Origin of the sequence: Streptomyces sp. NPDC048142 (assembly GCF_043202835.1) — a bacterium.
Classification (GTDB): domain Bacteria; phylum Actinomycetota; class Actinomycetes; order Streptomycetales; family Streptomycetaceae; genus Streptomyces.
Genome location: NZ_JBIDBC010000018.1, coordinates 1 through 25,801 on the forward strand (window position 1 = coordinate 1; position 25,801 = coordinate 25,801).

Sequence of the window (25,801 nt, forward strand, 5' to 3'; positions counted from 1 at the left end):
GGGTATTTACGGGGTGCTGCCATGGTGCTGGTAGTTCTCCTTCGCCAGGACGGTAACCCTGGCATCAGGGACTCCACAAATCTCAGTACAGCTCACGCCGGGCGGAGAATCGTCCATTGCCCTGCGTGGACCGGGAACCCCCAACCGTGTCTCCGTCCTCGTCCTCCGTTCATTATTCGACGACGTGAGACGGCGAATGAGCAGCGTGCCGAGGCGCATTGCTTTGACACTCCCTTTGTGGTCGGCGCTATGCCAGCGGATGGGACAGGCGTGCATGGAGCCATGGCCGTCCCATAACCCAAGTGCGATTACGGTCGCACGGAGCACTGACAATGCCGCCGCCTACTCCGCCATTCCCAACCTCCGCGGTGGTCGACGGTTGGTGTGGAACATGACGGTAAGCACAGGTGAGGCTGGCGATGGCTGGCTCTGCCCGATGTCCTCGTACCCCCACGACTTGTAGAGCGCGTGGACCTTTCCGTCGCCGGCGGCCCGGTTGACCATGAGCGTGACGTGCGGCTCGTCGCGTGTGGCGAGGAGGGCGTCGTGGATGCGGCGGGCCGTGCCGGTCTTGCGCCAGGCCGGGTGCACGCCGATCTCCTTCAGAGCCGTGGCCGGGCGCTTCGTGTACTTCTCCGCCGGCGTCGGGCTGGTGCGCTGCCAGTAGCGGTCCCCGTGCTCGATGGTGTTGCTGTACGCGTAGCCGACCGGTTGGCCGGCCGCGTACGCGAGGACGGCCGTAAAACCTGGTTCGGCGGAGTGCCGGTCGATGCGTTCGCCGAACGCGGTCACCGCGTAGTTCGGCAGGTGGAGCAGCGGGGCGCGTACCTCGGCGTACACGTCGAGGAGGTCGCCGCGAGCGGTGTCCAGGTTAGTGAAAGTGCGCAGCTCGGTGGCGGGTGCCATGGTCATGCGGCCGTTCTCCATGTGGTGGTGTGCTCGATCCAAACCTGGACGGTGGTGCTGCGCGGGGCGGTGGCGCGGAGCGCGGCCCCGAACTCTTGGAGCATCCGCGACACGCGGGCGTGGCGGGTGGCGGCGTCGATGGGGACTTTCATCGCGGTGGCTGTTGCGGCCTCGGCGGCGCCCTGGGCGAGCAGGGCGTGTGCGAGACGGGTCGTGGTGATGGCCCGGGACCTGAGCATGTGGGGCCGGAGCGAGGACAGGCAGCGGTGAGCGTGGTACTCGGCCGTTGGGTAGTCGCCGAGCGCCAGGTACGCGGAGAGGGCCAAGGAGTCCAGTTCGGCCTGGTCGTAGAAGGCGAGCAACCAGACCGGCCGGTCGTCGGCGGGATCGGCGCGCAGCATGGCGTCCTGCGCCTGCTCGAACGCGCGGCGTGCATCGGTCCGGTTCTGAGCCGTGCCGTGGATGGCGCCTTGGCGGGCCATGCCGAGGGACGCGAACAGCGGGTCGCGGCGGGTGAGGTGCAGGTTGCGGGCGACATCGTTGGCGGCGCATGCGTCGGCGGGGCGGCCCATGTGGCGGTACATCGTGCCCGCGTGACTCCAGATGCGGAACTTGATCGCCTGGTCCCCCGACATCTCCGCGAGGGCCTGGGCCTCGCGCATGTGCGCCTTCGCGACGTCGTAGCGCCGGCCGTCGATGGCGGCCCACATCGCAGACGAGCGGAATGCGGCTCCGGAGGCGTAGAGACTGCTGCGAACCCGCTGCGTGGCACTGCCTGCGTTCTGGAGGTTGAGCGCCTCGTCGGCGAGCGCGGCGGCCCGCTCCTCGATGCCAGGTTGCCCGCCGTGGCGGTGGTCGCTGGCGATGATCTCGGCGAAGCGCTTGTTCAGCCGGTTGACGTCGCTCATGCCGATTCGGCGCGGTGACGCGGTCCCTGGGGTTGCTGCTGCGGCAGCCGCAGCAGCGATGCCGCCGACGAGGGTACGGCGCTTCATGTCGGGCTCCTCCTGCTGCGATGGCGCTGGGGTGGGCGAAGGCCGGCCCCGTGGCACGAACCCTAAGGCGACGGCGGGTAATCCGGTGACGACCTCAAGTGCGGTACGTGTTGCTGACTTTGGCCAGGTGACTCGGCCCGCTTTCCACGCCCGGACCGATGACCCGTCGAGCCCGCCTACGTGTCCCGTCAGCTGTTCAACAGCCCTGTTCACGGCGTCGGCCAGGCTGTTTGAGCTGTATCCGTGCTCGGTCATCCACGCCTCAAGGACGGTGTTGCGGATCGCGTCCATGCGGGCACGGTAGCCCGCGCGCTCCCTACCCACCAGGTAAAGAGCAGGTCAAAACGTCCTAGGTAAGCCCGTCGGACGAGCACCTGAACGCCCTAACCAGCCCTCCAGGCAAGGGAGTTATCTGGGTGTCGGCCACTCCCCGCAGCGGCTGTTGACGGCTCGGTCCGCCCCTGGAAAGCCACAAGGGGTGGAGCGAGCGCCGAGACGACACGAAGGCTCCATCCCATGCCGATTCTGAAGAAAGCAGTTGAGACGGTCCTCGCCAGCCACCCCACGTACAGCGAGGTCTTCCCGTGCGTGCCGTCCACGGCCGAGACCGGACGCAGGCTCGTCCGGGGGGTTCTCGCGATGTGGCGCCTCGATGTCCTCGCCGACCGCGCCGAGCTGATCGTCACTGAGTTGATCGCGAATGCGTCCAGGTATACCCCTTGCCCCGAGATCCGTCTCGTCGTCGGGCGGCCCAGCACAACACGGGTACGCGTCGGGATCGTGACGAGGAACCGTCGCGTCTGCCGGAGCTGAGCCACGCGGGCGAGGAGGACGAGTCGGGCCGCGGGCTCTTCCTCGTCGAGGCTGTGGCCGACCGCTGGGGCTGTGACCTTCAGAGTTCAGGCGGACGTCTGCGAGGCAAAGAGGTCTGGGCCGAACTCCGTACCGAGGGCGACGAGTGAGAGCCCGGATGCGATGCCCTCGCTTTTTCTGGGCCCTGCCCGCCCGCCGTTTCAGCTCTGGGCCGGCACCGCCAGATACCAGGCTGCCGGATCGGCCGTCTCGGCCAGCTGGGGGAAGGTCCGTTCCTCGATGAATTCATCGTGGATCACCGGTGACTGCTGGCTCGGCTGCGAACGGACCGGAGTGCGGGTGATCTGGCTCGGCCCGGTTCAGTGGGACGGGCAGCACGCCCCCTTCTACGCATGTGAGCTGTGCCTTGATCGTCTCAAGGCACAGGCCCTCACCTACCTCATGGGGCATTGATCGGCCTCCGCTCGATCAGCCCCTCGTACACGACTTCCCGGCGTGAGCGGGCGGTCCGGCCAGCGCTTTCTGTGCGGGTCGCGCCCCCTCGTGCCGGGCGGCCAGGAGCTGGTCCGAGGGCCAGCCGTCCGGCATAGCTCCTCTGGCGGCTCCTGGTGGGCATTCCAGCCCAGCTCAGCAACAACCAACGATGAAGAGGAGTGCAGCATGACGCGCAGCACCGTGGTGCCCAGCCGTACCGAAGTACGACCGCAGATTCCGGGTGCATCAGACGGCTTCGACCTGGATGTCTCGCTCGTGGAGATCGCCGACCCGGCAGGTCTGGTCAACCTGACCGACGACAACTGCGGTTCCACCTGCGGCGCCTGCACCACCAACGTCGCCTGACGCCTGAATTGAAACCCCAGGTCACCTTCGGTCTGGTGCCGTCGCGCTCCCGCGCGGCGGCGTCAGCCGCCCATCCCTTCGCCCATGGAGGTCATCGGTGGTTGCTCAACCCACAGTGTTCCGGGCCGGTTCCACCGCTCTCGTGCGCGCCGTGGCCCGACTGCTTCTGCCGGTTCCTCCGTGCCCTGACCCGGATGACCACTCTTCCGACGGCTCCTCTTCCTGCGTGACGTGGCTTCGCGCGGTCTGGGCGGACCAGCACATCGCCGGCGCCGTGGCGCACTCCAGCCCAGCCTTGGCCATGCAGGTGCGGGCCGTGTGTACCACCGAGAATCCTCCCCTTCGAGACATACGGCGCGCGGCGCTGTCGGTGTCCCGTTACCTTCTGCGGGCCCAGCACCGGGCGACGCCCTTCGGCCTGTTCGCCGGAGTGACTACTGTGGCGTTCGGCTCGCGGGCACGTGCGGAGTGGGGCAAGGCTCACGTGGCCGTGGGCCGCGCGGGTGCGGAGTGGCTCGCCGCTGTGGTCGAACGGCTCGAGTCCTGCCCGGAACTCCTCGACCAGCTGCCCGTCGTCGTCAACAACACCGTGATGAGCCGGGGGGACCGGCTCATCGTGCCGTTCCAACCCGATCCGAATGACGACCGGATGCGCGCGGTCGAGGCATCCCTGGCTCTGACAGAGCCGGTGCGTGCGGTCCTCGCCGAGGCCCGGACGCCGATTCGCTGCGGAGCTCTCGCGGAAAGGCTCCGGGCGGAGTTCCCCGAGGCCGATACGGAGAAGGTGCACCGTCTGCTTGCGGAGCTGGTCCGGAGGCGAGTGCTCATCACGAGCCTGCACGCTCCAAGTACCGAGACCGACGCCCTCGGGTATCTGCTCGACCAACTCGACACGATCGGCGTCGACAACCTTGCGTCGGTAGCGGAGACGGCACGCGAGCTGCACGCGGTCCGAATGGGCTTGAAGGAGTGCGCCACGCGCGGCGGCCGGGACAGCACCCCAGCGCGGATGCGGGCCCTCGTGCCCGGCCTGCGTCGACACCCTGTTGCGCTTGACTTGCGGTTGGATGCGCGTCTCGTCCTACCGGAGGAAGTGGCTCGGGAGATCGAGCGCGCCGCCTTCATCCTGACCCGGGTGAGCACCCGCCCGTACGGGACAGCCGCGTGGAACGCCTACCACCAGCGCTTCTACGAGCGGTACGGCATCGGCACGATGGTCCCGCTCGCGGAGGTCGTCGCGGACAGCGGGACTGGCTACCCCGACGGCTACCCGGGCAGCCCTGACGGTTCGCGTCGGCCCCGCGTCTCCGCTCGGGATGACGCCCTCGTACGCCTGGCGCAAGGTGCTGCGCTCGACCGCCGCGACGAGGTTGTACTCACTGACGAACAGATCGACGTCCTGGACGTGGGGCCCGACGAGCCACGACTGCCGCCGCATCTGGAGGTAGGGGTGCGAGTGCACGCCGCCAGTCTGGAGGACTTGCAGCGCGGACGATTCCAGCTGGAGGTCGTGAGCGTGTCGCGCGGGGCCGGCGTTTCGACAGGCCGGTTCCTCGACGTACTGGCACCCTCCGAGCGTCAGGCCCTGGCCACGGAGCTGGCCGATCTTCCGGCTGCGGACAGCGACACCGTGCCCGCCCAGCTCTCCTTCCCGCCGCTGCTCCCGGAGAGCGCTCATGTCACCCGCGCCCCGCAGGTCCTGCCTACCCTGATCAGCCTCCAAGAGCACTGCGCACCGAAAGACACCGTTCTCACCCCGAAGGACCTGGCCGTGGGGTGCGATGGCCGCCGCATGCACCTGGCCGCTCCGGAACGGGGGCACCGCGTCGAAGCCGTCGGCATGAACGCGCTGAACCTGCACACGCACACTCCGCCGTTGGCACGCTTCCTCACTGAACTGTCCCGTGCCCAGTGCGCGCAGGTCACCGCCTTTGACTGGGGCGTCGCAGCAGCGATGCCGTTCCTGCCGCGCCTGAGGTACGGGCGTACGGTGCTGACCCCGGCGCGCTGGCGTCTGGAGGCATCCGAATTACCCGGCCGTGCTCGTCCTCGTGCTGAGTGGGACACCGGGCTCTCCGAATGGCGGGCACAGCGGGGATTGCCTCGCCGCGTGCTCCTTGTGGAAGACGACCGGCGTCTCTTCCTCGACCTCGACGAAGGCGGCCACCGGACGCTCCTGCTCCGACACCTCGACCGCGCTCACCAGGCCGTGCTCACTGAGGCCCCGGAACCAGAAGCGAACGGCTGGTGCGGCGGGCGAGCCCACGAGATCGTGGTGCCGCTCAAAGCGACCCGGCCGCCGTCCTGGCCGCCCCTGCCTGTTCCCACTGAGGCTCGCGCCCTCTCGTCGGCCCAGGTGCAGACTCCCGCTGCTTCATCGGTGTTGCTCGCCGCCTTGTACGGAGATCCCCGCCGCCAGGACCTCCTGCTTTCCCAACACCTCCCCGGACTCATCGAACGACTGGGCAACCCGCGGTGGTGGTTCATCCGCTTCCGTGACCCGGACCAGCACCTCCGCGTCCGCATCGCTCTCCCTGACCGCAGAACTTTCGCTCAGACGGCGCGCACCGTGAGCGCGTGGGCCGACGACCTGCGCAACGGCGGCCTGCTGGCAGACCTGCGCTATCCCACCTCTTATCGAGAAATGGGTCGTTGGGGCTCCGGTGCCGCCTGGGAGGCGGCCGAGGATGTGTTTCGGGCAGACTCGCACGCCGTTCTGGCCCAGCTCACAGAGCCGCAGAGGCCGGCGCAACGCACGCTGGTGGCGGCCCATACCGTCGCCATCGTCTCCGCGTTCCTCGGCAGCGCCGAGGCCGCGATGCGCTGGCTGGCCGACCACGTCTCGCCGACGGCGCCTGCGTCCGTTCCCCGCCCGCAGTTCAGCGAGGCCGTACGGCTCGCGAACCCAGCCGACGACTGGGCCGCCCTGCGCGAGGTCCAGGGCGGAGACGCCATCGTGTCGGGTTGGGCGGAGCGCGATGCGGCACTCGCTGCGTACCGGTTGCACCTTCCCGGCCCGGACACCCAGGGCATCGCCGTCGATGACGTCCTGACCTCCCTTCTGCACGTCCACTTCGTGCGGCACGTCGCGGTGAACTTCCCCGAGGAAGAGGTGTGCCTCTACCTGGCTCGCGCTGCTGCTCTGGCGTGGACTGCCCGCACCACCAGGAGGCCGGCGTGACCGTGCTCCCGACGCTCGGGCTGGTCGATGCCGTTGCTGCGAGGCTCGCCGACCCCGGCACGGTGTCTTCCGTCCTCCAGACACATCGGCAACATCTCGCCTACGGCCCGCCGGGGATCGCGCTTCTCCACATCGAGCGGGCCGCGAACGGCCTCGGACCGTGGCAGCATGCGCACGGCTGGCTCGCTGCCGCGTCTCACGGATCCCTCACGAGCGGACCCGACAGCCACCCCTTCTACGGGGTGCCCGCCTTCGCCCACGCCCTTGCCTGCGCCGCCGACCGTCTTCCTGGCTCCTACCAGCGCGCCTTGGACTCGATGGACCGGCAGATCGAGATCGACGTCAGACGCCGTCTCGACGCAGCGCATCGCCGCATCGATGCCGGATGCCTTCCGCAACTGGCCGAGTTCGACACCATCCGGGGCCTGACCGGATACGGGGCCTACCTTCTACGCCGGAACTCAGACAGTCCTATGGTGTGCGCTGTCCTCGACTACTGCGTGCGCCTCACCGAACCGATCAGGCAATCTGGCGAGGACCTTCCGGGTTGGTGGACTGCGACCGGGCCCTCGGGCAGGCCGGACGAACGATTCCCCGGTGGGCATGCCAACACCGGCATGGCCCATGGCATCGCCGGAGTGCTCGTGCTTCTGGCCCTCGCCGCCCGGAAGGGCACCGTTACGGACGGGCACCTCAGAGCGCTGCGCACCATCCTGACCTGGCTCGACTGCTGGCAGGAGGAGGCAGGCCGAGGATCAACCTGGCCGTACTGGATCACTCGGAGCGAGCTACGTACCGGTCGCCGCGCCGGGTCCAAGCTCCTGCGGCCGTCATGGTGTTACGGCACCGCCGGCCTCGCCCGCGCCCAGCAACTTGCCGCGCTCGCTACCGGTGACACCGAACGCCGGATCACGGCGGAGAACGCGCTCGCCGCCGCCCTCACCGACCCGGACCAGCTCGGAGCCACGACGGACCACGGCCTGTGCCACGGCTTCGCCGGCCTCACCCACATCGCCGTCCGCACGGCCGAGGACGCCCATCCTTCGACCGCCGGTCGACTCCGAGCCGCGATCCCGGGACTTTCGGCCGCGATCTGCTCGGTGAACGACGACCTCGAACGCGCGGCCACGGCACTTGTCAGCGGCACCGGAGCGGGGCCCGGCCTGCTCGATGGAGCCGCCGGAATAGCCCTGGCTCTTCTCGCTGCCGATACCGCCGCACCGCCCCAGTCCGCCTGGGATTCCTGCCTGCTCATTGCCTGATTCACCGACCGAAGGACTTCGATGCCCCCTGACCGCTGGCGGCAGCACAACATCACCTTCATCGACCGCGAGAGCGCCCGGCACGCCATCGACGAACGCCTCGGGCCCGCCCTGATCACAGCCGAGACCGAGGGGCAGCTCACCGGCTGGTGGTTCATGAACAAACAGCCCTGGCCGCTGCGGTACCTCGCCGACGCGCCCTCGCCGATCATTGAGTCGCTACTGAGCGATCTCGTGGGCGAGGGGGCTGTCGTGTCATGGCTGCCCTCTGTCTACGAGGCCGAGTCCGAGGCATTCGGCGGCCCGGACGCTATGGACACCGCCCACGGACTGTTCCACAGCGACTCTCGCCACCTGCTCACCTACCAGCCAAGCCTGGACCACCTGGGGCGCAAGGAGACTGCGGTCCTGCTGGCGAGCGCCATGATGCGCGGCGCCGGACTCGACTGGTTCGAGCAGGGCGACGTATGGGCGAAGGTCGCTAACCTCCGGCCGGTCACCAGCGCTCTGTCACATGCACGAGTCGCCGAACTGACCCCGTTCGTGCGGAAGCTCATGAGCGCTGATGCCCAAGGCCTGTCCCTCCGGGACGGCCCACTCCACGGGCACGGCGCATGGGTATCCGCTTTCGAGCGGGCGGGGGCCACACTCGCCGGCCTCGAGAAAAGGGGCGCTCTCACACGTGGCCTGCGAGCTGTCATCGCCCACCACATCATCTTCCACGCCAACCGCGCCGGTCTCCTCAGGGGCGACCAGAGCGCTCTGTCCACCATTGCACGAGAGGCAGTCATGGGAACGAGTGACCACATCGCGTCGCCGACCGAGTCAACGGCCAACGCCGATAGCGTGAAAGGGGTGAACACCGACACGATCACCAGCCCGACGTCCGTTGCCGAGCGCCTCCGTAACGCCCTGGTGGACCAGCTCCGCGCTGACGGAAGCGCCCGCACTCCCGCCGTGGAGACCGCGTTGCGGACCGTGCCCCGTCACGTGTTCGTGCCCGATGTGCCGCTCGAAGACGCATACGCCAACGCGCCGGTGCACATCAAGTACGACACCGACGGCAGTTCGATCTCCTGCGCCTCCCAGCCGGGCGTGGTCGCCCTCATGCTGGACCAGCTCGACGCCCGGGAGGGCGAGCGCATCCTCGAACTGGGCGCAGGCACTGGTTACAACGCCGGTCTGCTCGCCCATCTGGTCGGTGAGAGCGGGCACGTCACCACGCTCGATGTCGACGACGACCTCGTGGAGGGCGCCCGCGCGCATCTGTCCGCCGCCGGAACCACCAATGTTGAGGCGGTGGCGCGAGACGGGGCCCTCGGCTACGCGGAAGGTGCGCCGTACGACCGAATCATCGCCACCGTAGGCGCGCACGGCGTGCCGCATGCCTGGTTGCAGCAGCTTGCTCCCGGGGGCCGCCTCCTCGTCCCGCAGCGCCTCAAGGGCACGGTGTCCCGGTCCATCGCCTATGGGCAGCGCGATGGCCGGTGGATGTCTCTCGGTAGCGAGATGAACACCTTCATGCCGCTCAGGCGGGGCATCGCCGACGACGACCGCCGGGTCATCCCGCTCAGCACGGACGGAATCGTACGGCTCCAGGCCCCCGCCGGGCAGAAAATCGACGCCGAGGCCCTCGACGGCGTCCTGCACGAGCCGCGCACCGAGGAGTGGACGGGCATGACGGTCCGCGCCATGGAGTCGCCGGAGTGGATGGAACTGTTCCTCACCTGCTCTCTTCCCTCCGGCCTGATCCGGATGCTCTTCCCGCAAGCCGCCAAGGGCACTCTGCTCACCGAGGACCCCTACCCCTCCTCGACCGCAGCCGTCGACAAGGGCGCCGTCACCTACCTCGCCCGGCGTCTGTCGGAGAAGAAGACCCCCGAGGGCGGCAAGCTGTGGGAGTTCGGGGTCATCGGCCACGGTCCCGGCAGCGATGAACTGGCAGCAAGGGTTGCTGCGGCCATCCGTGCGTGGGACCTGGAGTACCGGGGCCGTGAAGCCACGTTCGAGATCCAGCCTCTCGACGCCCCCGCGATCGAGCAGCGAGCCGGCCTCTTCGCGCTTGACACCCCGCTGAACCGCATCGTCGTCAACTGGAGTTGACGCTCCACGCGTAGTGGGCGGTGGCAGCCGGCGCGCAACCGGCGGCCACCGTCGCCCTACCCGTCTTCACACACACCTGGGGGAGTCCATGGACCCGCACGGATCCACCGCTCACCGCTTTCCGCTCGTCGCCCGATTCCGGCCCGCCTGCCTTCCCCTGCCGAAGCGCGTGCGCGCGCTCGTCGACCTGGCCGACACCGCGATGACGGAGACCGATCAGGGGGTGGCGTCCTCCGTCTACAACCAGGCAGCGCTCATTGCCTCCGATCTCTGCCTTCCCGACCTCGCGCGCGAGATGTGTCACGAGCATGCCGCCGCATATCTCCACGCCTGCCCCCTGCCCGCCATGAGCGCGATTCGCGGCTTGGAGCCCGTCGTCAATCTCGCCCGCCTCCAGATCCGCGGCGGCCACGCCGATGTGGGTCGTCAGTGGCTACTCGACCTGTACGCAGCTGTCGAGGCGGGCACACCAGCCAGGTTTGGAGGCGTTGCGATTCCGGCGGACCTCACCGCCACAGACAAGGACCGCCATGAGGTCGTGGCGTGGCTGTGGCGTGTGCTGCTCGCTGACGGGACGCGCGCTCTTACTGCCGAGGGACGCTGGTCCGAGGCCCTGGCGCACATGGAGACCCATCGAGGCGTGGGCAGGCGAATGCTCGATGGACGCCAAGTAGCGGTACTCGCCTCGCTCGCTGCGGGAGACACGGCACACGCCGCGACGCTCCTCGCCGGTACGGTGCCCGGCGAGCCGTGGGAGCAGACTGTCACGGCATGCCTGACCGCCCTGTGGCGCCGCGAAGCGGGACAACCAGTCGGCGATCACCTGGCGGACTTGGCAGACGCCTACCTTGAGCGGAAGGCTGAGCCGGGGATGACCGTCTTCGATATCCGGCTGGGCCTGACCGTCCTCGACATGGTCGGGTCCCCCAATCTTCCGGCCGCGTACCGCATCGCCGAGGACTTGCACCGGAGGGCGACGGAGGCCGAGGACGGCTACGCGGCACGTGAGAACTTGGCGAACTCTCTGTTCATCGGGCTTGCTACGAACCGGCAAGAGCAGAACTGCCGCGCTCTGGTGCGGGCTTGCGCCCTCGGGGCAGAGACCCTCCCGGACCAGTTGCAGGGAGCGCTGTCAGCAGCTCTGCGTGCCGCCGACAGCGTCATCCGGAAGAGTCTCGTGCCATCAACGCCTCTGTCCCCGCAGTGAGCGCGAAGCCTGGACGGTGGCTGCCACGTGGGGCGAGGGGACGGAGCGCTGTGCTGAGCTGCGGGTCATCGCTGCACGCGCTCGTGCACTGGGGGCCGGACGTGCGCTGAGACGCTGGATACACCAGGCCAGAGTCCTTGCCGGGGAGCGGGCATCATCCAGACCCCCATCCAGGAGGCCCTTCTTGGCTGATGTGTACGACCGCCGGCACAAGTCTCACCCCAAGCCCACAGAGGCCGAGTGCGGCGAACACAAGAGCCGCACGAAGCGGATGGTCTCCACCGCCGACCACGGCATTGGCAAGCGCTGGCAGGTTCGTTACCGCGACCTTGATGGCCATCAGCGCAAGGAGAGCTTCAACACGAAGGCCGAGGCGGACAACCGCTCCGCCGAGGTCGACGTCGAGATCCGGCGCGGCTCCTACGTCGTCCCGGCCGAGACGAAGCAGACGCTCGGCGCCTACGCGCAGAAGTGGCTCGACGCGAACTCCGTCGGCCCGACGACCGCACTCCGCTACGAGGCGACGGTCCGAAACCGCATCGTCGAGCTCCTCGGCCGACGCGAGCTGCGGTCTCTCAACCAGCCCTCACTCGTTCAGGGATGGATTCGCAGGCTCCAGGACGCCGAACTGGAGGTATCGACGATCGAGGGCATCTTCGACGTCCTCTCCAGCATCCTCGGCATGGCCGTGGAGGACGGGCTGCTGCCGAAGAACCCCTGCAAGGCGAAGTCGGTCAAGCTACCGACGGCGACCAAGAAGAAGATCATCCCTTGGTCGTTGGAGCGCGTACTCGCCGTCATAGCCGGTCTGCCGGGGCGCTTCCAGGCGGGAGGCAAACTCGCCTTCGGCTGTGGCCTGCGGCAGGGCGAGGTGTTCGGCTCCGCCGTCGAGGACATCGACTTCAAGGGCGGCCGGATCCACGTCAACCGGCAGGTGCGGCTCGTCGGCACGAAGGCCGTCTTCGCCCTGCCGAAGGGCAACAAGATCCGCTCGGTGCCCCTACCCGCCCAGCTCGCCGCCGCTCTCAAGGCGCACATGAAGGACTTCCCGGCGGTCGATGTCACCCTGCCCTGGGCCAAGCCGGACGGTGAGCCCAAGACCTTCCGTCTCCTCTTCGTCGGCCAGAAGAAGCGGGCCTACAACCGTAGCGTCTTCAACATGGGCGACTGGAAGCGCGCCCTGGCCGCCGCCGGCGTGATACCTCCCCGCCAGCACGGCGCGCGCTACCTTCAGGCGGCGCGGGAAGACGGCATGCACGCTCTCCGGCACGCCTACGCCTCCGTGCTTCTGGACGCGGGCGAGGGCATCAAGGCCCTCTCCGAGTACCTCGGCCACTCGGACCCGGGCTTCACGCTGCGGACGTACACCCACCTGCTGCCGTCCAGCGAGACCCGCACCCGAAAGGCGATCGACGACGCCTTCACGGAAGCTGAGATCGAGGACGACGGCGATCCCGCTGCCGCCCAGGCCACATCAGTGCCCCAAGCGAAACCAATGTGCCCTGGCTGCCTGACGGCCCTTCTCAGGCACTAGCGAGAGCGGGACCCGGAAGCCCCGCCCGAACCCACCGAAACCCCAGCTCAGGGCCACACCAGGCAGTACGCCTGGTGCCCCGCGTCGTGCAGCCGGTGGGAGAAGTCCTGCCACTCGTGGAGCAGCTGGTAGACGTTGAAGGCGTCGCGCGGGCCGCCGCGGTCGGGGACCGTGGACCAGATGAAGGCCGCCGCGCCTACCGACTCCTCGCCGACGCCGCGCAGCGGGTCGACGACGGTCATCGGGAGCCTGACCACGGCGTAGTCGGGGTGGAGGACGACCAGCTCCAGCGGGGGGACCTTGTGCAGGGGTATGCCCTGGATTCCGGTCAGGACCATGGCGGCCACGGTCTCCGGCTTGATCTTGGTGAACATGCCGCCCATGCCCAGCTCGTCACCGCCGAGCTCCTCCGGACGCATCGAGATGGGCACGCGTGCGGCGGTGGCCCCGTCCGGGGCGCCGAAATACTTGTACGTCACCCCCATCCCGCCCCCGCTCCTGGTCCCGGGCGGCGGCGTGCTGTCCGCGCCCCTGCTCTGCGCGCGCTCGGCCCTGCGCCGGTGCCGCCCTCGCCGGGCAGGCTCGGGCCCCAGGTCGTCGGTCCCTTCGCCCACTCCGCCACCGCGATGCATATCTCATCCACCCGACTACTTCTTAGGAGACACAGCCCCCGCCGCGCAACCCGATCATCGTGTCAGTGACCTCCCCCGCGGGCGTGCGGTGAAACACCTGTCCGCAAGTCCGTCCGTGCCTCTGACACCATGGCATGTGTGAGCTTTCCCTATGACGCCCCAGTTTCGCAGACGCGAGGGGGCTGACGCTCTTTCGTGATACGAGGGGAGCCCGCTCCCTGCTGACCGGTGGCCGAGATTGTTAGGGATTTCCCGGCCCGGCCTCCCGATACCCGAATCGCAGATCAGGACCAAAGTGGCGTATTCATACGAAGCCCCAGTTTCGCAGTCGCTGTTCGACCGGGCGTCCGTCGTGACGCCCGGCGGCGTGAACTCTCCCGTGCGTGCCTTCCGGGCCGTGGGCGGTACGCCCCGGTTCATGGTGTCCGGCACCGGTCCGTACCTCACCGACGCCGACGGCCGCGAGTACGTCGACCTTGTGTGCTCGTGGGGGCCGATGATTCTCGGCCACTCTCACCCCGAGGTCATCGCCGCCGTCCAGGAGGCGGTGTCCCGGGGCACCTCCTTCGGTACGCCGGGTGAGGGCGAGGTCGCGCTCGCCGAGGAGATCGTGGCGCGGATCGAGCCCGTCGAGCAGGTGCGCCTGGTCTCCTCCGGCACCGAGGCGACCATGTCGGCGATCCGGCTGGCCCGCGGCTTCACGGGCCGCGCCAAGGTCGTGAAGTTCGCCGGCTGCTACCACGGGCACGTGGACGCGCTGCTCGCCGCCGCCGGGTCGGGCGTGGCCACCTTCGGGCTGCCCGACACCCCGGGAGTCACGGGCGCCACGGCCGGGGACACCGTCGTGCTGCCGTACAACGACCTGGACGCCGTGCGCGCCGCGTTCGCCGCGCACCCGGGCGAGATCGCCTGCGTGATCACCGAGGCCTCGCCCGGCAACATGGGCGTCGTCCCGCCGGCGGACGGCTTCAACGCCGGGCTCAAGGAGCTGTGCGCGGCGAACGGCGCCCTGTACATCTCCGACGAGGTCATGACGGGCTTCCGTACGTCGAAGGCCGGCTGGTACGGCGTCGACGGCGTCCGGCCCGACCTGATGACCTTCGGCAAGGTGATGGGCGGCGGCTTCCCGGCCGCGGCCTTCGGCGGTCGCCGCGACGTGATGGCGCACCTGGCCCCGGCCGGCCCGGTCTACCAGGCGGGCACCCTCTCCGGGAACCCGGTCGCCACCGCCGCCGGGCTCGCCCAGCTGCGGCTGCTGGACGACGCGGCGTACGCGAAGATCGACGCGGTCTCCGCCGAGCTTCGGGGCCTGGTGGGCGAGGCGCTCACCAAGGAGGGCGTCGCGCACACCGTGTCCGCCGCGAGTAACATGTTCTCCGTCTTCTTCACCGACGAGCCCGTCCGCGACTACGACGACGCCAAGAAGCAGGACGTCTTCCGCTTCACCGCGTTCTTCCACGCGATGCTGGAGCAGGGCGTCTACCTGCCGCCCTCGGCGTTCGAGTCCTGGTTCGTCTCCACGGCCCATGACGAGCGGGCTGTCGAGCGCATCGCCGCCGCCCTGCCCGCCGCCGCCCGCGCCGCATCGGAGGCCACCGCATGAGCGAGAACGCGAACCGTGAGAACGCGAGCAGCGAGAGCGCGAGCAGCGAGAACGTGAACCGTGATGAGCAGCTGACCGTGGTGCACGTCGTCCGGCACGGCGAGGTGCACAACCCGGACGGCGTGCTCTACGGGCGCCGCCCCGGCTACCACCTCTCCGACCTGGGCCGGAAGATGGCCGACCGGGTCGCCGAGCACCTGGAGAAGCGCGACATCACCCATGTCGTCGCCTCCCCGCTGGAACGCGCCCAGGAGACGGCCGCGCCCGTCGCCAAGGCGCACGGACTGGACCTGGCCACCGACGCCCGGCTGATCGAGGCCGCCAACGTCTTCGAGGGCAAGACCTTCGGCGTCGGCGACGGCGCGCTGCGCAAGCCGGACAACTGGAAGCACCTCACCAATCCGTTCAAGCCGTCCTGGGGCGAGCCGTACGTCGAGCAGGTCGTCCGGATGATGGGCGCGCTGGACGCCGCCCGGGACGCGGCGCGCGGGCACGAGGCGGTGTGCGTCAGCCACCAGCTGCCGATCTGGATCCTGCGTTCCTTCGTGGAGCGCCGCCGGCTGTGGCACGACCCGCGCAAGCGGCAGTGCACGCTGGCCTCGCTGACCAGCTTCACCTACCGGGGCGACCAGATCGTCTCGGTCGGCTACTCGGAGCCCGCCCGGGACCTGGTGCCCGTGCACCTGCTGGCCGGGGCCAAGCCGGTGAAGGGGAAGCCGGGGCAGTCCAAGGCGTTCGGCGCGTAGCCGCAGTTGCCTCGACCGCCGAAAAGCACGCGGGACGCGAAAAGAAACGACACGAGACGACACGACACGACACGACGGACATGACGGGACCGGTCGCCGGAGCAACGGCGGCCGGTCCCGTCCTCTTTGCGGCCGGCGCGTGTGGCCGGTGCGTGCGGCCGGCCGACGATCCGTCGGCCGGCGGCAGAACTGCGGAGTGCCGCTCCTGCGTCTCCCCTCAGGAACGCCCGTAAGAGCGTGCGAGCGCCGTACGGACATCGCACCATGATCGGCCGGGCGGGTGGCCGGACGGGTGGCCGTGCGGGCAGGTCGGCAAGGTAAAGCGTAAAGAAAGTCCCTAAATGCACGGAACCGACGTGTTACGCGGCTCATCTAACTCTTCAGCAGTTTGTATGTGCTTGAGATAAAACGACCGCAGATGAGGACGGTATGCGCGACATCAATCGAAGGGGTCTGCTCGGGGCAGGGCTCGGCGCCGCAGCCGCGATCGGACTCGCCGGCTGTGGCGCCTCGGACACCTCCGGCGACGGAGGGTCCGGCCAGGGCGGCAAGGGCGACACCGGCGCCGGCGGCAACGGCGACGCCAACGGCAACGGCAGCGGAAACGGTTCACCGAAGAACAAGGTCCGGCTGATCGGTGACGGCTCGACCGCCGACACCGGCAAGCAGCCGCACCAGCCGTCGGCGCCCGTTCCGCTCGAACCCGGCCAGAAGCCGCCGCAGTTCGTGATCTTTTCCTGGGACGGCGCGGGCGAGGTCGGCAACGGACTCTTCCCGCGCTTTCTCGACCTCGCCAAGGAACACGACGCGGCGATGACCTTCTTCCTCTCCGGGATCTATCTGCTGCCCGAGTCGAAGAAATCCCTCTACCGTCCGCCGAACAACCCCCGTGGCGCATCCGACATCGGATATCTCACCGATGATCACGTCAAGGACACGCTGAAGTACGTGCGCCAGGCATGGCTGGACGGCCATGAGATCGGTACCCACTTCAACGGGCATTTCTGTGCCGGCTCCGGATCCGTGGAGCGCTGGACGCCCGCCCAATGGCACAGCGAGATCAATCAGGCTGTGTCGTTCGTCACGGAATGGCGGACCAACACCGGCTGGGAGAGCGAGGACCCGCTCCCGTTCGACTACCGCAAGGAACTGATCGGCGGCCGCACCCCCTGCCTGCTCGGCCAGGACAATCTCCTGCCGACCGCGAGCAAACTGGGCTGGCGCTACGACGCCAGCTCGCCCGGCGGCCGTCAGGTCTGGCCCGTGAAGCGCGGCGGCGTCTGGGATCTGCCGCTACAGGCGATGCCGTTCCCCGGGCACTCCTTCGAGGTGCTCTCGATGGACTACAACATCCTCGCCAATCAGTCGAAGAATTCGACGAAGGGCATGCCCTCGCGTTATCCGGGCTGGCGCACCCAGGCGGCCGGGGCGTATCTCGCCGGTTTCCGGCGCGCGTACGAGTCGAATCGTGCGCCGTTCTACATCGGCAACCACTTCGAGGAGTGGAACGGCGGCATCTATATGGACGCCGTGGAAGAAGTGATCAAGAAGGTGGCGGACAAGGACGACGTGCGTCTCGTCTCGTTCCGGCAGTACGTCGACTGGCTCGACGTACAGGATCCCGCCGTGCTCGCCAAGCTCCGGACGCTGGACGTCGGTCAGGCGCCCGCCGGAGGTTGGAACTCCTTCTTTAAACAGGCTTGACAAGGGGCTTTACGGGCACCGAGGGGGGCGCGGGGAAGCCCGGAAACTGCCATGCGAAACTTTTCACATGAGCTTTGGCCGCGCGTCCCGACGCCGCTTCACCCTGCTCGCCGCCACCGCCGTGGCCGGTGCCCTGACGCTGTCCGCGTGCGGCGGCGGCAGCAAGGCCGGGGGCGGCGGCAACACCAACTTCGTCACCGGCAGCGGGGGTATCTCCACCGTCGCGAAGGGCGACCGGGTGGCGGCGCCGAAGCTCGACGGCGAGGGTCTGGACGGCAAGCCGCTCGACCTCGCCGACTACAAGGGCAAGGTTGTCGTGCTCAACGTCTGGGGCTCCTGGTGCGGCCCCTGCCGCCTGGAGGCGAAGTACTTCGCGAAGGTCTCCGAGGAGACGGCGGACCAGGGCGTCCAGTTCGTCGGGATAAACACCCGCGACGCCCAGCGGGACGCAGCGATCAACTTCGAGAAGGACTACGGGGTCGAGTACCCGAGCTTCTACGACCCGATCGGCAAGCTCATCCTCCGCTTCCCCAAGGGCACCCTGAACCCGCAGGCCATCCCGTCCACCGTGGTCATCGACCGGGACGGGAAGATCGCGGCCCGCACGCTCCAGGCGCTCGACGCGGACGAACTGCACAAGATGATCGACCCGATCATCGCGGAGAAGTGATCCGGTGATCCCGTTCGCCGCCCACCACGAGACCGTCACGCTGGCCGCGTACAACGACACCGTCCTGAACGGGGCTCTGCTGCTGGCCCTGCCCGTCGCCCTGCTGGCCGGTCTCGTCTCCTTCTTCTCGCCCTGCGTGCTGCCTCTCGTCCCCGGCTATCTGAGTTACGTCACCGGGGTCAGCGGCACCGACCTGGCCGAGGCCCGGCGCGGCCGGGTGGTCGCGGGCGCGTCGCTCTTCGTCCTCGGTTTCACCGTCGTGTTCGCCTCCACCGGCGCGCTCTTCGGGTACTTCGGCAATGAGCTCCAGGCGTACTCCGAGGTGCTCAACAAGGTCCTCGGCGGCCTGATGATCCTCATGGGGATCTTCTTCATGGGACTCCTGCCGGGGGTGACGCAGCGCGAGTTCCGCCTCCACAGACGGCCGGTGACCGGACTGGCCGGCGCACCGCTGCTCGGCGCCCTGTTCGGGATCGGCTGGACACCGTGCATCGGCCCGACGCTCTCGTCGGTGCTGTTCCTCTCCACCGAGAGCGCCACCGCCGGACGCGGCGCGATACTGACCGTCGCGTACTGTCTCGGACTCGGTGTCCCGTTCGTCCTGGCCGCGGTCGCCTTCCGCAAGGCGCTCGGCGCGTTCGGCTGGGTCAAGCGGCACTACGCGTGGGTGATGCGGATCGGCGGCGGCATGATGATCGTGACCGGAATCCTGCTGCTGACCGGTGCGTGGGCCACGCTCATGCAGCACATGCAGAGCTGGTCCAGCGGCTTCGTTGTAGGGATCTGAGTCCAATGAGCAAGGCGAACAGCACGGAGACGCGGCAGCACGAGGACGAGCGCGCGCAGGGCTCCGCCCACGGCGCGGCCGGCGACCGGCTCTCCACCGCCCCCCGCGAGGAGCGCCCCGACACCGGAGCGGGCGTCCCCGCGATGAGCGTGACCGGCTGGGTCCGCTGGTTCTGGCGGCAGCTCACCTCGATGCGGGTGGCGCTGATCCTGCTCTTCCTGCTCTCCCTCGGCGCGATCCCGGGGTCGCTGATCCCGCAGACCAGCGTCGACGACATGAAGGTGCAGGCCTTCAAGGACCAGCACACCACCCTCACCCCGGTCTACGAGAAGCTCCAGCTCTTCGACGTCTACAGCTCGGTGTGGTTCTCCGCGATCTACATCCTGCTGTTCGTCTCGCTCATCGGCTGCATCGTGCCGCGCACCGGCCAGTTCGTCGGCCAGCTGCGCAGCCGCCCGCCGGGCGCGCCGAAGCGGCTGACCCGGCTGCCCGCGTACACCACCTGGCGCACCGACGCGGAGCCCGAGGCGGTCCGTGCGGCGGCTCTCGCCGTGCTGCGCAAGCGGCGCTTCCGGACGGACGAGGCAGGCGACGCGGTCGCCGCCGAGAAGGGCTACCTCCGCGAGGCCGGGAACCTGGTCTTCCACATCGCCCTGATCGTGATGCTGGTGGCCTTCGCCTCCGGGCAGCTCTTCAAGTCCGAGGGCGGCAAGCTGGTCGTCGAGGGCGACGGTTTCTCCAACACGCTCACCCAGTACGACGACTTCCGGTCGGGCTCGCTCTACGACTCCGACTCCCTGGCCCCGTTCAGCTTCGTGCTGGACGACTTCGTCGGTACGTACGAGAAGAGCGGCCCGCAGCGCGGCACCCCGCGCACCTTCGAGGCCCGGGTGACGTACACCGAGGGAGCCGAGGGCGCGGAGCGCAAGGGCGTCATCAAGGTCAACGAACCGCTCGTCGTGGACGGCACCAAGGTCTATCTGATCGCCCACGGCTACGCCCCCGTCGTCACCGTCCGGGACGGCAAGGGCGAGGTCGTCTCGCGGTCCGCCGTCCCGCTGCTGCCGATCGACAACAACATCACCTCGTCCGGCGCCATCAAGGTGATGGACGGCTACAAGGACAAGAAGGGCGTCAAGACCCAGCTGGGCTTCAAGGCGTTCTTCGTGCCGACGTTCGCCGGCCATGGCCAGGGCCAGATGTTCTCGCAGTTCCCCGGCCTGGACTTCCCCGTGCTGGCGCTCAGCGCCTACCACGGCTCGCTCGGCGTCGACTCCGGGCTCGCGCAGAACGTCTACCAGCTCGACACGTCCAAGATGAAGGAGTTCAAGGACAAGGACGGCGAGCTGCTCAAGAAGCTGCTGACGCCGGGCGAGAAGCTGGAACTGTCCGGCGGCGCCGGGTCGATCACCTTCGAGGGCGTCGAGGAGTGGGCCAGCTTCCAGATCTCGCAGCAGCCGGGCAACGGCTGGGCGCTCGGTGGAGCCGTCGCCGCCATCGCCGGTCTCGCCGGATCGCTGTTCATCCAGCGCCGCCGGGTGTGGGTGCGGGCGGTCCGGGGCGCCGACGGCGTCACGGTCGTGGAGATGGCGGGCCTGGGCCGCAGCGAGTCCGCGAAGCTCCCCGAGGAACTGGGCGACCTCTCGGCCGCTCTCGTCACCACGGTCCCGGTGGCCCCCGCCGCCCCGGAGGAGCCGGAAGAGCCGGAATCCCGGGAGAAGCCGGACGCCCCGGAGAAGCCCGACGCGCCGGGCGGGCCCGGCACCACCGATGCCACGAACGAGGCCGGGAGCCGGCCCGTACACCCTGCCGAAGCACCTGCCGAAGGGGCTGAGAAGTGAATCTCGCCGCCGCAACCAACGAGAGCCTGGCGCACACCAGCAATGTGCTGATCTATTCGTCGATGGCCGTCTACACCCTGGCCTTCTTCGCGCACATCGCGGAGTGGGTCCTCGGCAGCCGCAGCAAGGTCGGCCGCACCGCCGCAGCGCTGTCCGCCTCCGGAGCCGGAGCCGGAGCCGCCGCCCCGGCGGTGAAGGCGCGGTCCGGCGGCACCGCCGTGCTGGAGCGGCCCGAGGTCATCACCCGCTCCGCCGCCGGCACACGTGACGTGCCCGACGGCCCGGGTGCGGCCGGCGGCACGTTCAAGGGCGACCTGTGGGGCCGGATCGCGGTCTCGCTGACCGTGGTGGCGTTCCTCGTCGAGGCGAGCGGCGTCGCCACCCGCGCCCTGTCCGTGCAGCGGGCCCCCTGGGCCAACATGTACGAGTTCTCCATCACCTTCTCCACGGTGGCGGTCGGCTCCTACCTGGTGCTGCTCGCGCTGAAGAAGAACGTCCGCTGGATCGGCCTCCCGCTGGTTACCACGGTCCTTCTGGACCTCGGCATCGCGGTCACGACGCTCTACACCGACAGCGACCAGCTGGTGCCCGCGCTGCACTCGTACTGGCTGTGGATCCACGTCTCGACCGCGATCATCTGCGGTGCCGTCTTCTACCTCGGCGCGGTCGGCACGGTCCTCTACCTCTTCCGCGACAGCTACGAGAGCAAGCTCGTCTCCGGCGGTACGCCCGGCAAGTTCGCGGCCTCGGTCATGGAGCGGTTGCCCTCGGCGTCCACGCTGGACAAGTTCGCGTACCGGATCAACGCGGCCGTCTTCCCGCTGTGGACGTTCACGATCATCGCCGGCGCGATCTGGGCCGGCGACGCCTGGGGCCGGTACTGGGGCTGGGACCCCAAGGAGGTCTGGTCCTTCATCACCTGGGTCGCCTACGCCGCCTATCTGCACGCCCGCGCCACCGCCGGCTGGAAGGGCCGCAAGGCCGCCTACCTGGCGCTCGTCGCCTTCGCCTGCTGGCTGTTCAACTACTACGGCGTGAACATCTTCGTCTCCGGCCTGCACTCCTACGCGGGAGTCTGAGCCCGGACACGGATACGCCCCCCCGCACGGATCGCGACGATCCGTACCGGACACGGAAGCGGCCCCCGTACGGATCATCGCGATCCGTACGGGGGCCGTACACGTTCCCCGGGTGAGGTCAGGAGGCGTCAGGAGGCGGGCGGGGCCGTGTCGTCGGGGCCCGCGCTGCGCTCGCGGCGCTTGAGCTCCTCCTCGCGGCGGCGCAGATCCGCCTCCCAGTCCTTCAGGGCCGAAGGGTCCTTCTCGTCGTCCTTCGGCCCCTCCTGCTGGGGGTCCTGCTGGGGGTCCTTCCGCGCGTCGGCCTTCCCCGGCGCGGCCGCGTCGTCGTCGCCGTCGCCGCCGTTCTTCTCGTCGCCCTTGAGGGACTTCAGGAAGTCGGGGTTGTCGTCCGGGGCCACCCACTGCGTACGCCTGCCCCGCTGCCACGAGGAGGCGCCGCCGCCCGCCGCCGCGCCGTGCCGCACCTTGCCCGCCGCGAGCCACACGACCGGGCCGACGATCCAGAACAGCAGGATGATGAAGACCCAGGCGACCTTCGGCAGATGCTTGGTGTCCTCCTCGGAGGTGTTCAGGCAGTCGATGAACGCGTAGATCGTCAGAGCCAGCGGCACGAGAAAGATCAGGGCTCTCATGGTGCGTCCCCCAGGAAGCGGCGGTGGGCGGGATGATTGCCCGGTATCGCGGCCAGGGTACCGGCTCGGCACGCAGGATCCGGGGCCCGGCAACGGGGAGCCCCGGCGAGGCCGCGCGGGCGGGGATGACAAACTGGACCGCATGGCTTACGACGATCTTCGCTCCCTGCTCCGGGCTCTTGAGCGCGATGGTGATCTCAAGCGCGTCAAGGTCGAGGTCGACCCCCATCTGGAGGTCGGTGAGATCGTCGACCGGGTCAACAAGGCCGGCGGCCCGGCCCTGTTGTTCGAGAACGTCAAGGGGTCCTCGATGCCCCTGGCCATGAACGTCTTCGGCACCGACCGGCGCCTCCTGAAGGCCCTGGGACTGAAGGCGTACAGCGACATCAGCGACAAGATCGGCGGGCTCCTCAAGCCGGAACTGCCGCAGGGTTTCGTCGGGGTGCGGGAGGCCTTCGGGAAGCTCGGCTCGATGGTGCACGTGCCGCCGAAGAAGGTGAAGTCCGGTGACGCGCCCGTCCAGGAAGTGGTGCTGACCGGCGACGACGTCGACCTGGAGAAGCTGCCCGCGCTGTTCACCTGGCCCGAGGACGGCGGATCGTTCTTCAACCTGGGTCTCACGCACACCAAGCACCCCGAGAACGGCGTCCGGAACCTGGGCCTCTACCGGCTCCAGCGCCACGACAAGCGCACCATCGGGATGCACTGGCAGATCCACAAGGACAGCGCCAACCACTACCAGGTCGCCGCCCGGCGCGGCGAGCGGCTGCCCGTCGCCATCGCGTTCGGCTGCCCGCCCGCCGTGACGTACGCCTCCACCGCCCCGCTGCCCGGGGACATCGACGAGTACCTCTTCGCCGGGTTCATCCAGGGCAAGCGGATCGAGATGGTCGACTGCAAGACCGTGCCGCTCCAGGTCCCCGCGCAGGCGGAGGTCGTCATCGAGGGCTGGCTGGAGCCGGGCGAGATGCTCCCCGAGGGCCCGTTCGGGGACCACACCGGCTTCTACACCCCGCAGGAACCGTTCCCCGCCCTGACCATCGACTGCATCACGATGCGCAAGCGGCCCCTGCTCCAGTCCATCGTGGTGGGCCGCCCGCCGACCGAGGACGGGCCGCTGGGCCGTGCCACGGAGCGGTTCTTCCTGCCGCTGCTGAAGATCGTCGTGCCGGACATCGTGGACTACCACCTGCCGGAGTCGGCGAGCTTCCACAACTGCGCGATCGTCTCGATCGACAAGAAGTACCCGAAGCACGCCCAGAAGGTGATGAGCGCGATCTGGGGCGCGCACATGATGTCGCTGACCAAGCTGATCGTGGTGGTGGACGCAGACTGCGACGTCCACGATCTGCACGAGGTCGCCTGGCGGGCGCTCGGCAACACCGACTACTCCCGCGATCTCACGGTCGTCGAGGGCCCGGTCGATCACCTCGACCACGCCTCGTACCAGCAGTTCTGGGGCGGTAAGGCGGGCATCGACGCCACCAGGAAGCTGCCCACGGAGGGCTACACCCGGGACGGGGGCTGGCCGGAGATGGTCGTCTCCGACCCGGGGACGGCGGCGAAGGTCGACCGCCGCTGGAAGGAGTACGGGCTGTGAGCAGCGCGGCGGAGGCGGCGGCGTCCGTACCCGGTTCCGCGCCCTCGGGCAGCAAGGTCAAGTCGTTCCTCCGGCTCGTGATGATCGAGCACTCGGTCTTCGCGCTGCCCTTCGCCTACATCGCCGCGCTGACCGCGATGTTCCTGCTGGACGGCACCATCCACTGGGGCACGCTGCTGCTCGTCACGCTGGCGATGGTGGGGCTGCGGACGTTCGCGATGGCCGCCAACCGGATCATCGACCGGGAGATCGACGCCCGGAACCCGCGCACCGCGGGCCGCGAGCTGGTGACCGGCGCGGTGTCGGTGAAGTCCGCGTGGACCGGTGCGCTCGTCGCGCTGGTCGTCTTCCTCGGCGCAGCCGCCCTGCTCAACCCGCTCTGCCTGGTGCTCGCGCCGCTGGCCGTCGTGCCGATGGTGGTCTACCCGTACGGCAAACGGTTCACGAACTTCCCGCACGCCATCCTGGGCCTCGCGCAGGCCATAGGGCCGGTCGGCGCCTGGCTCGCGGTGACCGGCAGCTGGTCCTGGGACGCGGTGGTCCTCGGGCTCGCCGTGGGGATCTGGATCGGCGGCTTCGACCTGATCTTCGCCTGCCAGGACGTCCAGGCCGACCGGGCCCACGGGGTGCTCTCCTTCCCGGCGCGCTTCGGGATCCCGGCCGCGCTATGGGGCGCGCGGGTGTGCCACGCGGTCACGACCGGGCTGCTGGTCTGGTTCGGGCTGGCCACGGACGCCGAGGCCTTCTACTGGATCGGCATGGCCATCGTCGCGGTGGCGTTCGTCTACGAGCACCGCGTCGTGCGGCCGCACGACCTGTCCCGGCTGAACCGGGCGTTCTTCTCGGTGAACGGCTTCATCGGCATCGCGCTGTTCGCCTGCGCGCTGCTGGACCTGCTGGTGCGCGGTCTGGCCCCGTAGGACCCCGAGCCGGCCCCGGTCAGACCGTGACCAGGTTGTCCGGTGCGCGGCGCGGGCGGCGGAAGAAGAAGGCCGCCGCCACACCGCCGGCCAGCCCGAAGAGGTGGCCCTGCCAGCTGACGCCCGACTGGGTGGGCAGGACGCCCCACAGCAGCGAGCCGTAGACCAGGGCGACGCCGATGCCTATGAGGACGTCCCAGGGGCGGCGGTCCACGAAGCCGCGGACCAGCAGATAGCCGAGCAGCCCGAAGACCACGCCGGAGGCGCCGAGCGTCACGGTGTTCGCCGGGGCGGTCAGCCAGACGCCGAGGCCGCTGACCACGATGATCGTCACGACGACGGCGGCGAACCGGCGCAGCCCCGCGAGGGCGGCGATGAAGCCGAGGACCAGCAGCGGGACGCTGTTGGAGGCCACGTGCTCCCAGCCGCTGTGCAGGAACGCGGCGGGGATCACGTCCCGCAGCTCCGCCGGGTCGCGCGGGCTGATGCCGTAGGTGTCCAGGGCGTTGCCCGTGGCCGTGTCGATCCCTTCGAGGGCCCACAGAAGGGCCACCCAGCCCACCATCAGGATCCCGGCGGTCAGGGCCCGCGCGCCCCCGGTGGTGCCGTTGTTCGTGGTGCGGTCGGTGGTCCAGTAGTCGCCCATGGTCTTCCCCTGCCCCCGGGTTGCCCGTCACTCGGTGAACGTGCGGGGCGCTTGCCCGGTTCCGGGTGCCGGGTGCCTGGGCGTGCCGGATAGGCTCGCA

At 69.1% G+C, this 25,801-nt stretch carries 20 protein-coding genes and 1 pseudogene; 16 read left to right on the forward strand and 5 right to left on the reverse strand.

Features of this window, described 5'->3' with window-relative positions; all coding sequences use genetic code 11:
• Positions 1-342: 342 nt before the first annotated feature.
• Together ACGF2Y_RS22105 and ACGF2Y_RS22110 are read right to left on the reverse strand one after the other, a co-directional pair.
• Positions 343-912, reverse strand: coding sequence for a GNAT family N-acetyltransferase (locus tag ACGF2Y_RS22105; RefSeq protein ID WP_392950060.1), 570 nt, complete (start codon positions 910-912; stop codon positions 343-345).
• Positions 909-2,192, reverse strand: a complete 1,284-nt coding sequence (locus ACGF2Y_RS22110; RefSeq protein ID WP_392950063.1) for an XRE family transcriptional regulator — start codon at positions 2,190-2,192, stop codon at positions 909-911. The genes ACGF2Y_RS22105 and ACGF2Y_RS22110 overlap by 4 nt, the downstream gene beginning before the upstream one ends.
• A 225-nt stretch (positions 2,193-2,417) precedes the next feature.
• Between ACGF2Y_RS22110 and ACGF2Y_RS22115 the strand changes: the two are divergent.
• From ACGF2Y_RS22115 to ACGF2Y_RS22145, 7 genes and pseudogenes are all read left to right on the forward strand, one after another.
• Positions 2,418-2,863 (forward strand): annotated as a pseudogene (locus ACGF2Y_RS22115) (ATP-binding protein).
• A gap of 511 nt (positions 2,864-3,374) precedes the next feature.
• Positions 3,375-3,554 carry an FxLD family lanthipeptide gene (locus ACGF2Y_RS22120; protein ID WP_016825826.1) on the forward strand — a complete coding sequence of 60 codons (180 nt, stop codon included), beginning with the start codon at positions 3,375-3,377 and terminating at the stop codon, positions 3,552-3,554.
• 226 nt (positions 3,555-3,780) lie between these two features.
• Complete coding sequence (locus ACGF2Y_RS22125; protein WP_392950390.1) at positions 3,781-6,735, forward strand: lantibiotic dehydratase; 2,955 nt, start codon at positions 3,781-3,783, stop codon at positions 6,733-6,735.
• Complete coding sequence (locus tag ACGF2Y_RS22130) at positions 6,702-7,997, forward strand: lanthionine synthetase C family protein (protein WP_392950067.1); 1,296 nt, start codon at positions 6,702-6,704, stop codon at positions 7,995-7,997. Before ACGF2Y_RS22125 ends, ACGF2Y_RS22130 begins: the two co-directional genes overlap by 34 nt.
• A 21-nt stretch (positions 7,998-8,018) precedes the next feature.
• Positions 8,019-10,100 carry a methyltransferase, FxLD system gene (gene fxlM / locus ACGF2Y_RS22135; protein ID WP_392950069.1) on the forward strand — a complete coding sequence of 694 codons (2,082 nt, stop codon included), beginning with the start codon at positions 8,019-8,021 and terminating at the stop codon, positions 10,098-10,100.
• A gap of 88 nt (positions 10,101-10,188) precedes the next feature.
• The gene (locus ACGF2Y_RS22140; protein WP_392950072.1) at positions 10,189-11,307 is read left to right on the forward strand and encodes a hypothetical protein; all 1,119 of its coding nucleotides are present in this window, start codon (positions 10,189-10,191) and stop codon (positions 11,305-11,307) included.
• 193 nt (positions 11,308-11,500) lie between these two features.
• Positions 11,501-12,841 carry a tyrosine-type recombinase/integrase gene (locus ACGF2Y_RS22145; RefSeq protein WP_392950392.1) on the forward strand — a complete coding sequence of 447 codons (1,341 nt, stop codon included), beginning with the start codon at positions 11,501-11,503 and terminating at the stop codon, positions 12,839-12,841.
• Positions 12,842-12,888: 47 nt separating this feature from the next.
• On the opposite strand, the gene ACGF2Y_RS22150 is transcribed toward ACGF2Y_RS22145, so the two are convergent.
• Entirely contained in the window at positions 12,889-13,473 is a 585-nt protein-coding gene (locus ACGF2Y_RS22150) for a hypothetical protein (RefSeq protein WP_392950075.1), read from the reverse strand.
• A 331-nt stretch (positions 13,474-13,804) separates the two neighbouring features.
• Between ACGF2Y_RS22150 and hemL the strand changes: the two genes are divergently transcribed.
• The 7 genes from hemL (at position 13,805) to ccsB (ending at position 21,903) form a co-directional block, all read left to right on the forward strand.
• Complete coding sequence (hemL, locus tag ACGF2Y_RS22155; protein ID WP_392950394.1) at positions 13,805-15,076, forward strand: glutamate-1-semialdehyde 2,1-aminomutase; 1,272 nt, start codon at positions 13,805-13,807, stop codon at positions 15,074-15,076.
• Complete coding sequence (locus ACGF2Y_RS22160; RefSeq protein WP_392950078.1) at positions 15,073-15,822, forward strand: histidine phosphatase family protein; 750 nt, start codon at positions 15,073-15,075, stop codon at positions 15,820-15,822. The genes hemL and ACGF2Y_RS22160 overlap by 4 nt, the downstream gene beginning before the upstream one ends.
• A gap of 429 nt (positions 15,823-16,251) precedes the next feature.
• A complete protein-coding gene (locus ACGF2Y_RS22165; protein WP_392950081.1) occupies positions 16,252-17,526 on the forward strand; it encodes a hypothetical protein in 1,275 nt (424 codons plus the stop codon).
• A gap of 67 nt (positions 17,527-17,593) precedes the next feature.
• Positions 17,594-18,196, forward strand: coding sequence for a TlpA family protein disulfide reductase (locus ACGF2Y_RS22170; RefSeq protein WP_392950084.1), 603 nt, complete (start codon positions 17,594-17,596; stop codon positions 18,194-18,196).
• A 4-nt stretch (positions 18,197-18,200) separates the two neighbouring features.
• Entirely contained in the window at positions 18,201-18,983 is a 783-nt protein-coding gene (locus ACGF2Y_RS22175; protein ID WP_392950086.1) for a cytochrome c biogenesis CcdA family protein, read from the forward strand.
• A 5-nt stretch (positions 18,984-18,988) separates the two neighbouring features.
• Positions 18,989-20,824, forward strand: a complete 1,836-nt coding sequence (locus ACGF2Y_RS22180; protein WP_392950089.1) for a cytochrome c biogenesis protein ResB — start codon at positions 18,989-18,991, stop codon at positions 20,822-20,824.
• The gene (gene ccsB, locus ACGF2Y_RS22185) at positions 20,821-21,903 is read left to right on the forward strand and encodes a c-type cytochrome biogenesis protein CcsB (protein WP_392950092.1); all 1,083 of its coding nucleotides are present in this window, start codon (positions 20,821-20,823) and stop codon (positions 21,901-21,903) included. Before ACGF2Y_RS22180 ends, ccsB begins: the two co-directional genes overlap by 4 nt.
• Before the next feature lie 128 nt (positions 21,904-22,031).
• Here ccsB and ACGF2Y_RS22190 read toward each other — a convergent pair whose 3' ends face one another.
• Positions 22,032-22,535: a PLD nuclease N-terminal domain-containing protein gene (locus tag ACGF2Y_RS22190; protein ID WP_392950095.1), complete on the reverse strand. Its 504-nt coding sequence runs from the start codon at positions 22,533-22,535 to the stop codon at positions 22,032-22,034.
• 142 nt (positions 22,536-22,677) lie between these two features.
• Here ACGF2Y_RS22190 and ACGF2Y_RS22195 point away from each other — a divergent pair, with 142 nt between their 5' ends.
• The gene (locus tag ACGF2Y_RS22195; protein WP_392950098.1) at positions 22,678-24,135 is read left to right on the forward strand and encodes a menaquinone biosynthesis decarboxylase; all 1,458 of its coding nucleotides are present in this window, start codon (positions 22,678-22,680) and stop codon (positions 24,133-24,135) included.
• Positions 24,132-25,055: a menaquinone biosynthesis prenyltransferase MqnP gene (gene mqnP / locus ACGF2Y_RS22200; protein ID WP_392950100.1), complete on the forward strand. Its 924-nt coding sequence runs from the start codon at positions 24,132-24,134 to the stop codon at positions 25,053-25,055. The genes ACGF2Y_RS22195 and mqnP overlap by 4 nt, the downstream gene beginning before the upstream one ends.
• Positions 25,056-25,074: 19 nt before the next feature.
• On the opposite strand, the gene ACGF2Y_RS22205 is transcribed toward mqnP, so the two are convergent.
• Positions 25,075-25,701 carry a rhomboid family intramembrane serine protease gene (locus ACGF2Y_RS22205; RefSeq protein ID WP_392950103.1) on the reverse strand — a complete coding sequence of 209 codons (627 nt, stop codon included), beginning with the start codon at positions 25,699-25,701 and terminating at the stop codon, positions 25,075-25,077.
• Between the last annotated feature and the right edge of the window lie 100 nt (positions 25,702-25,801).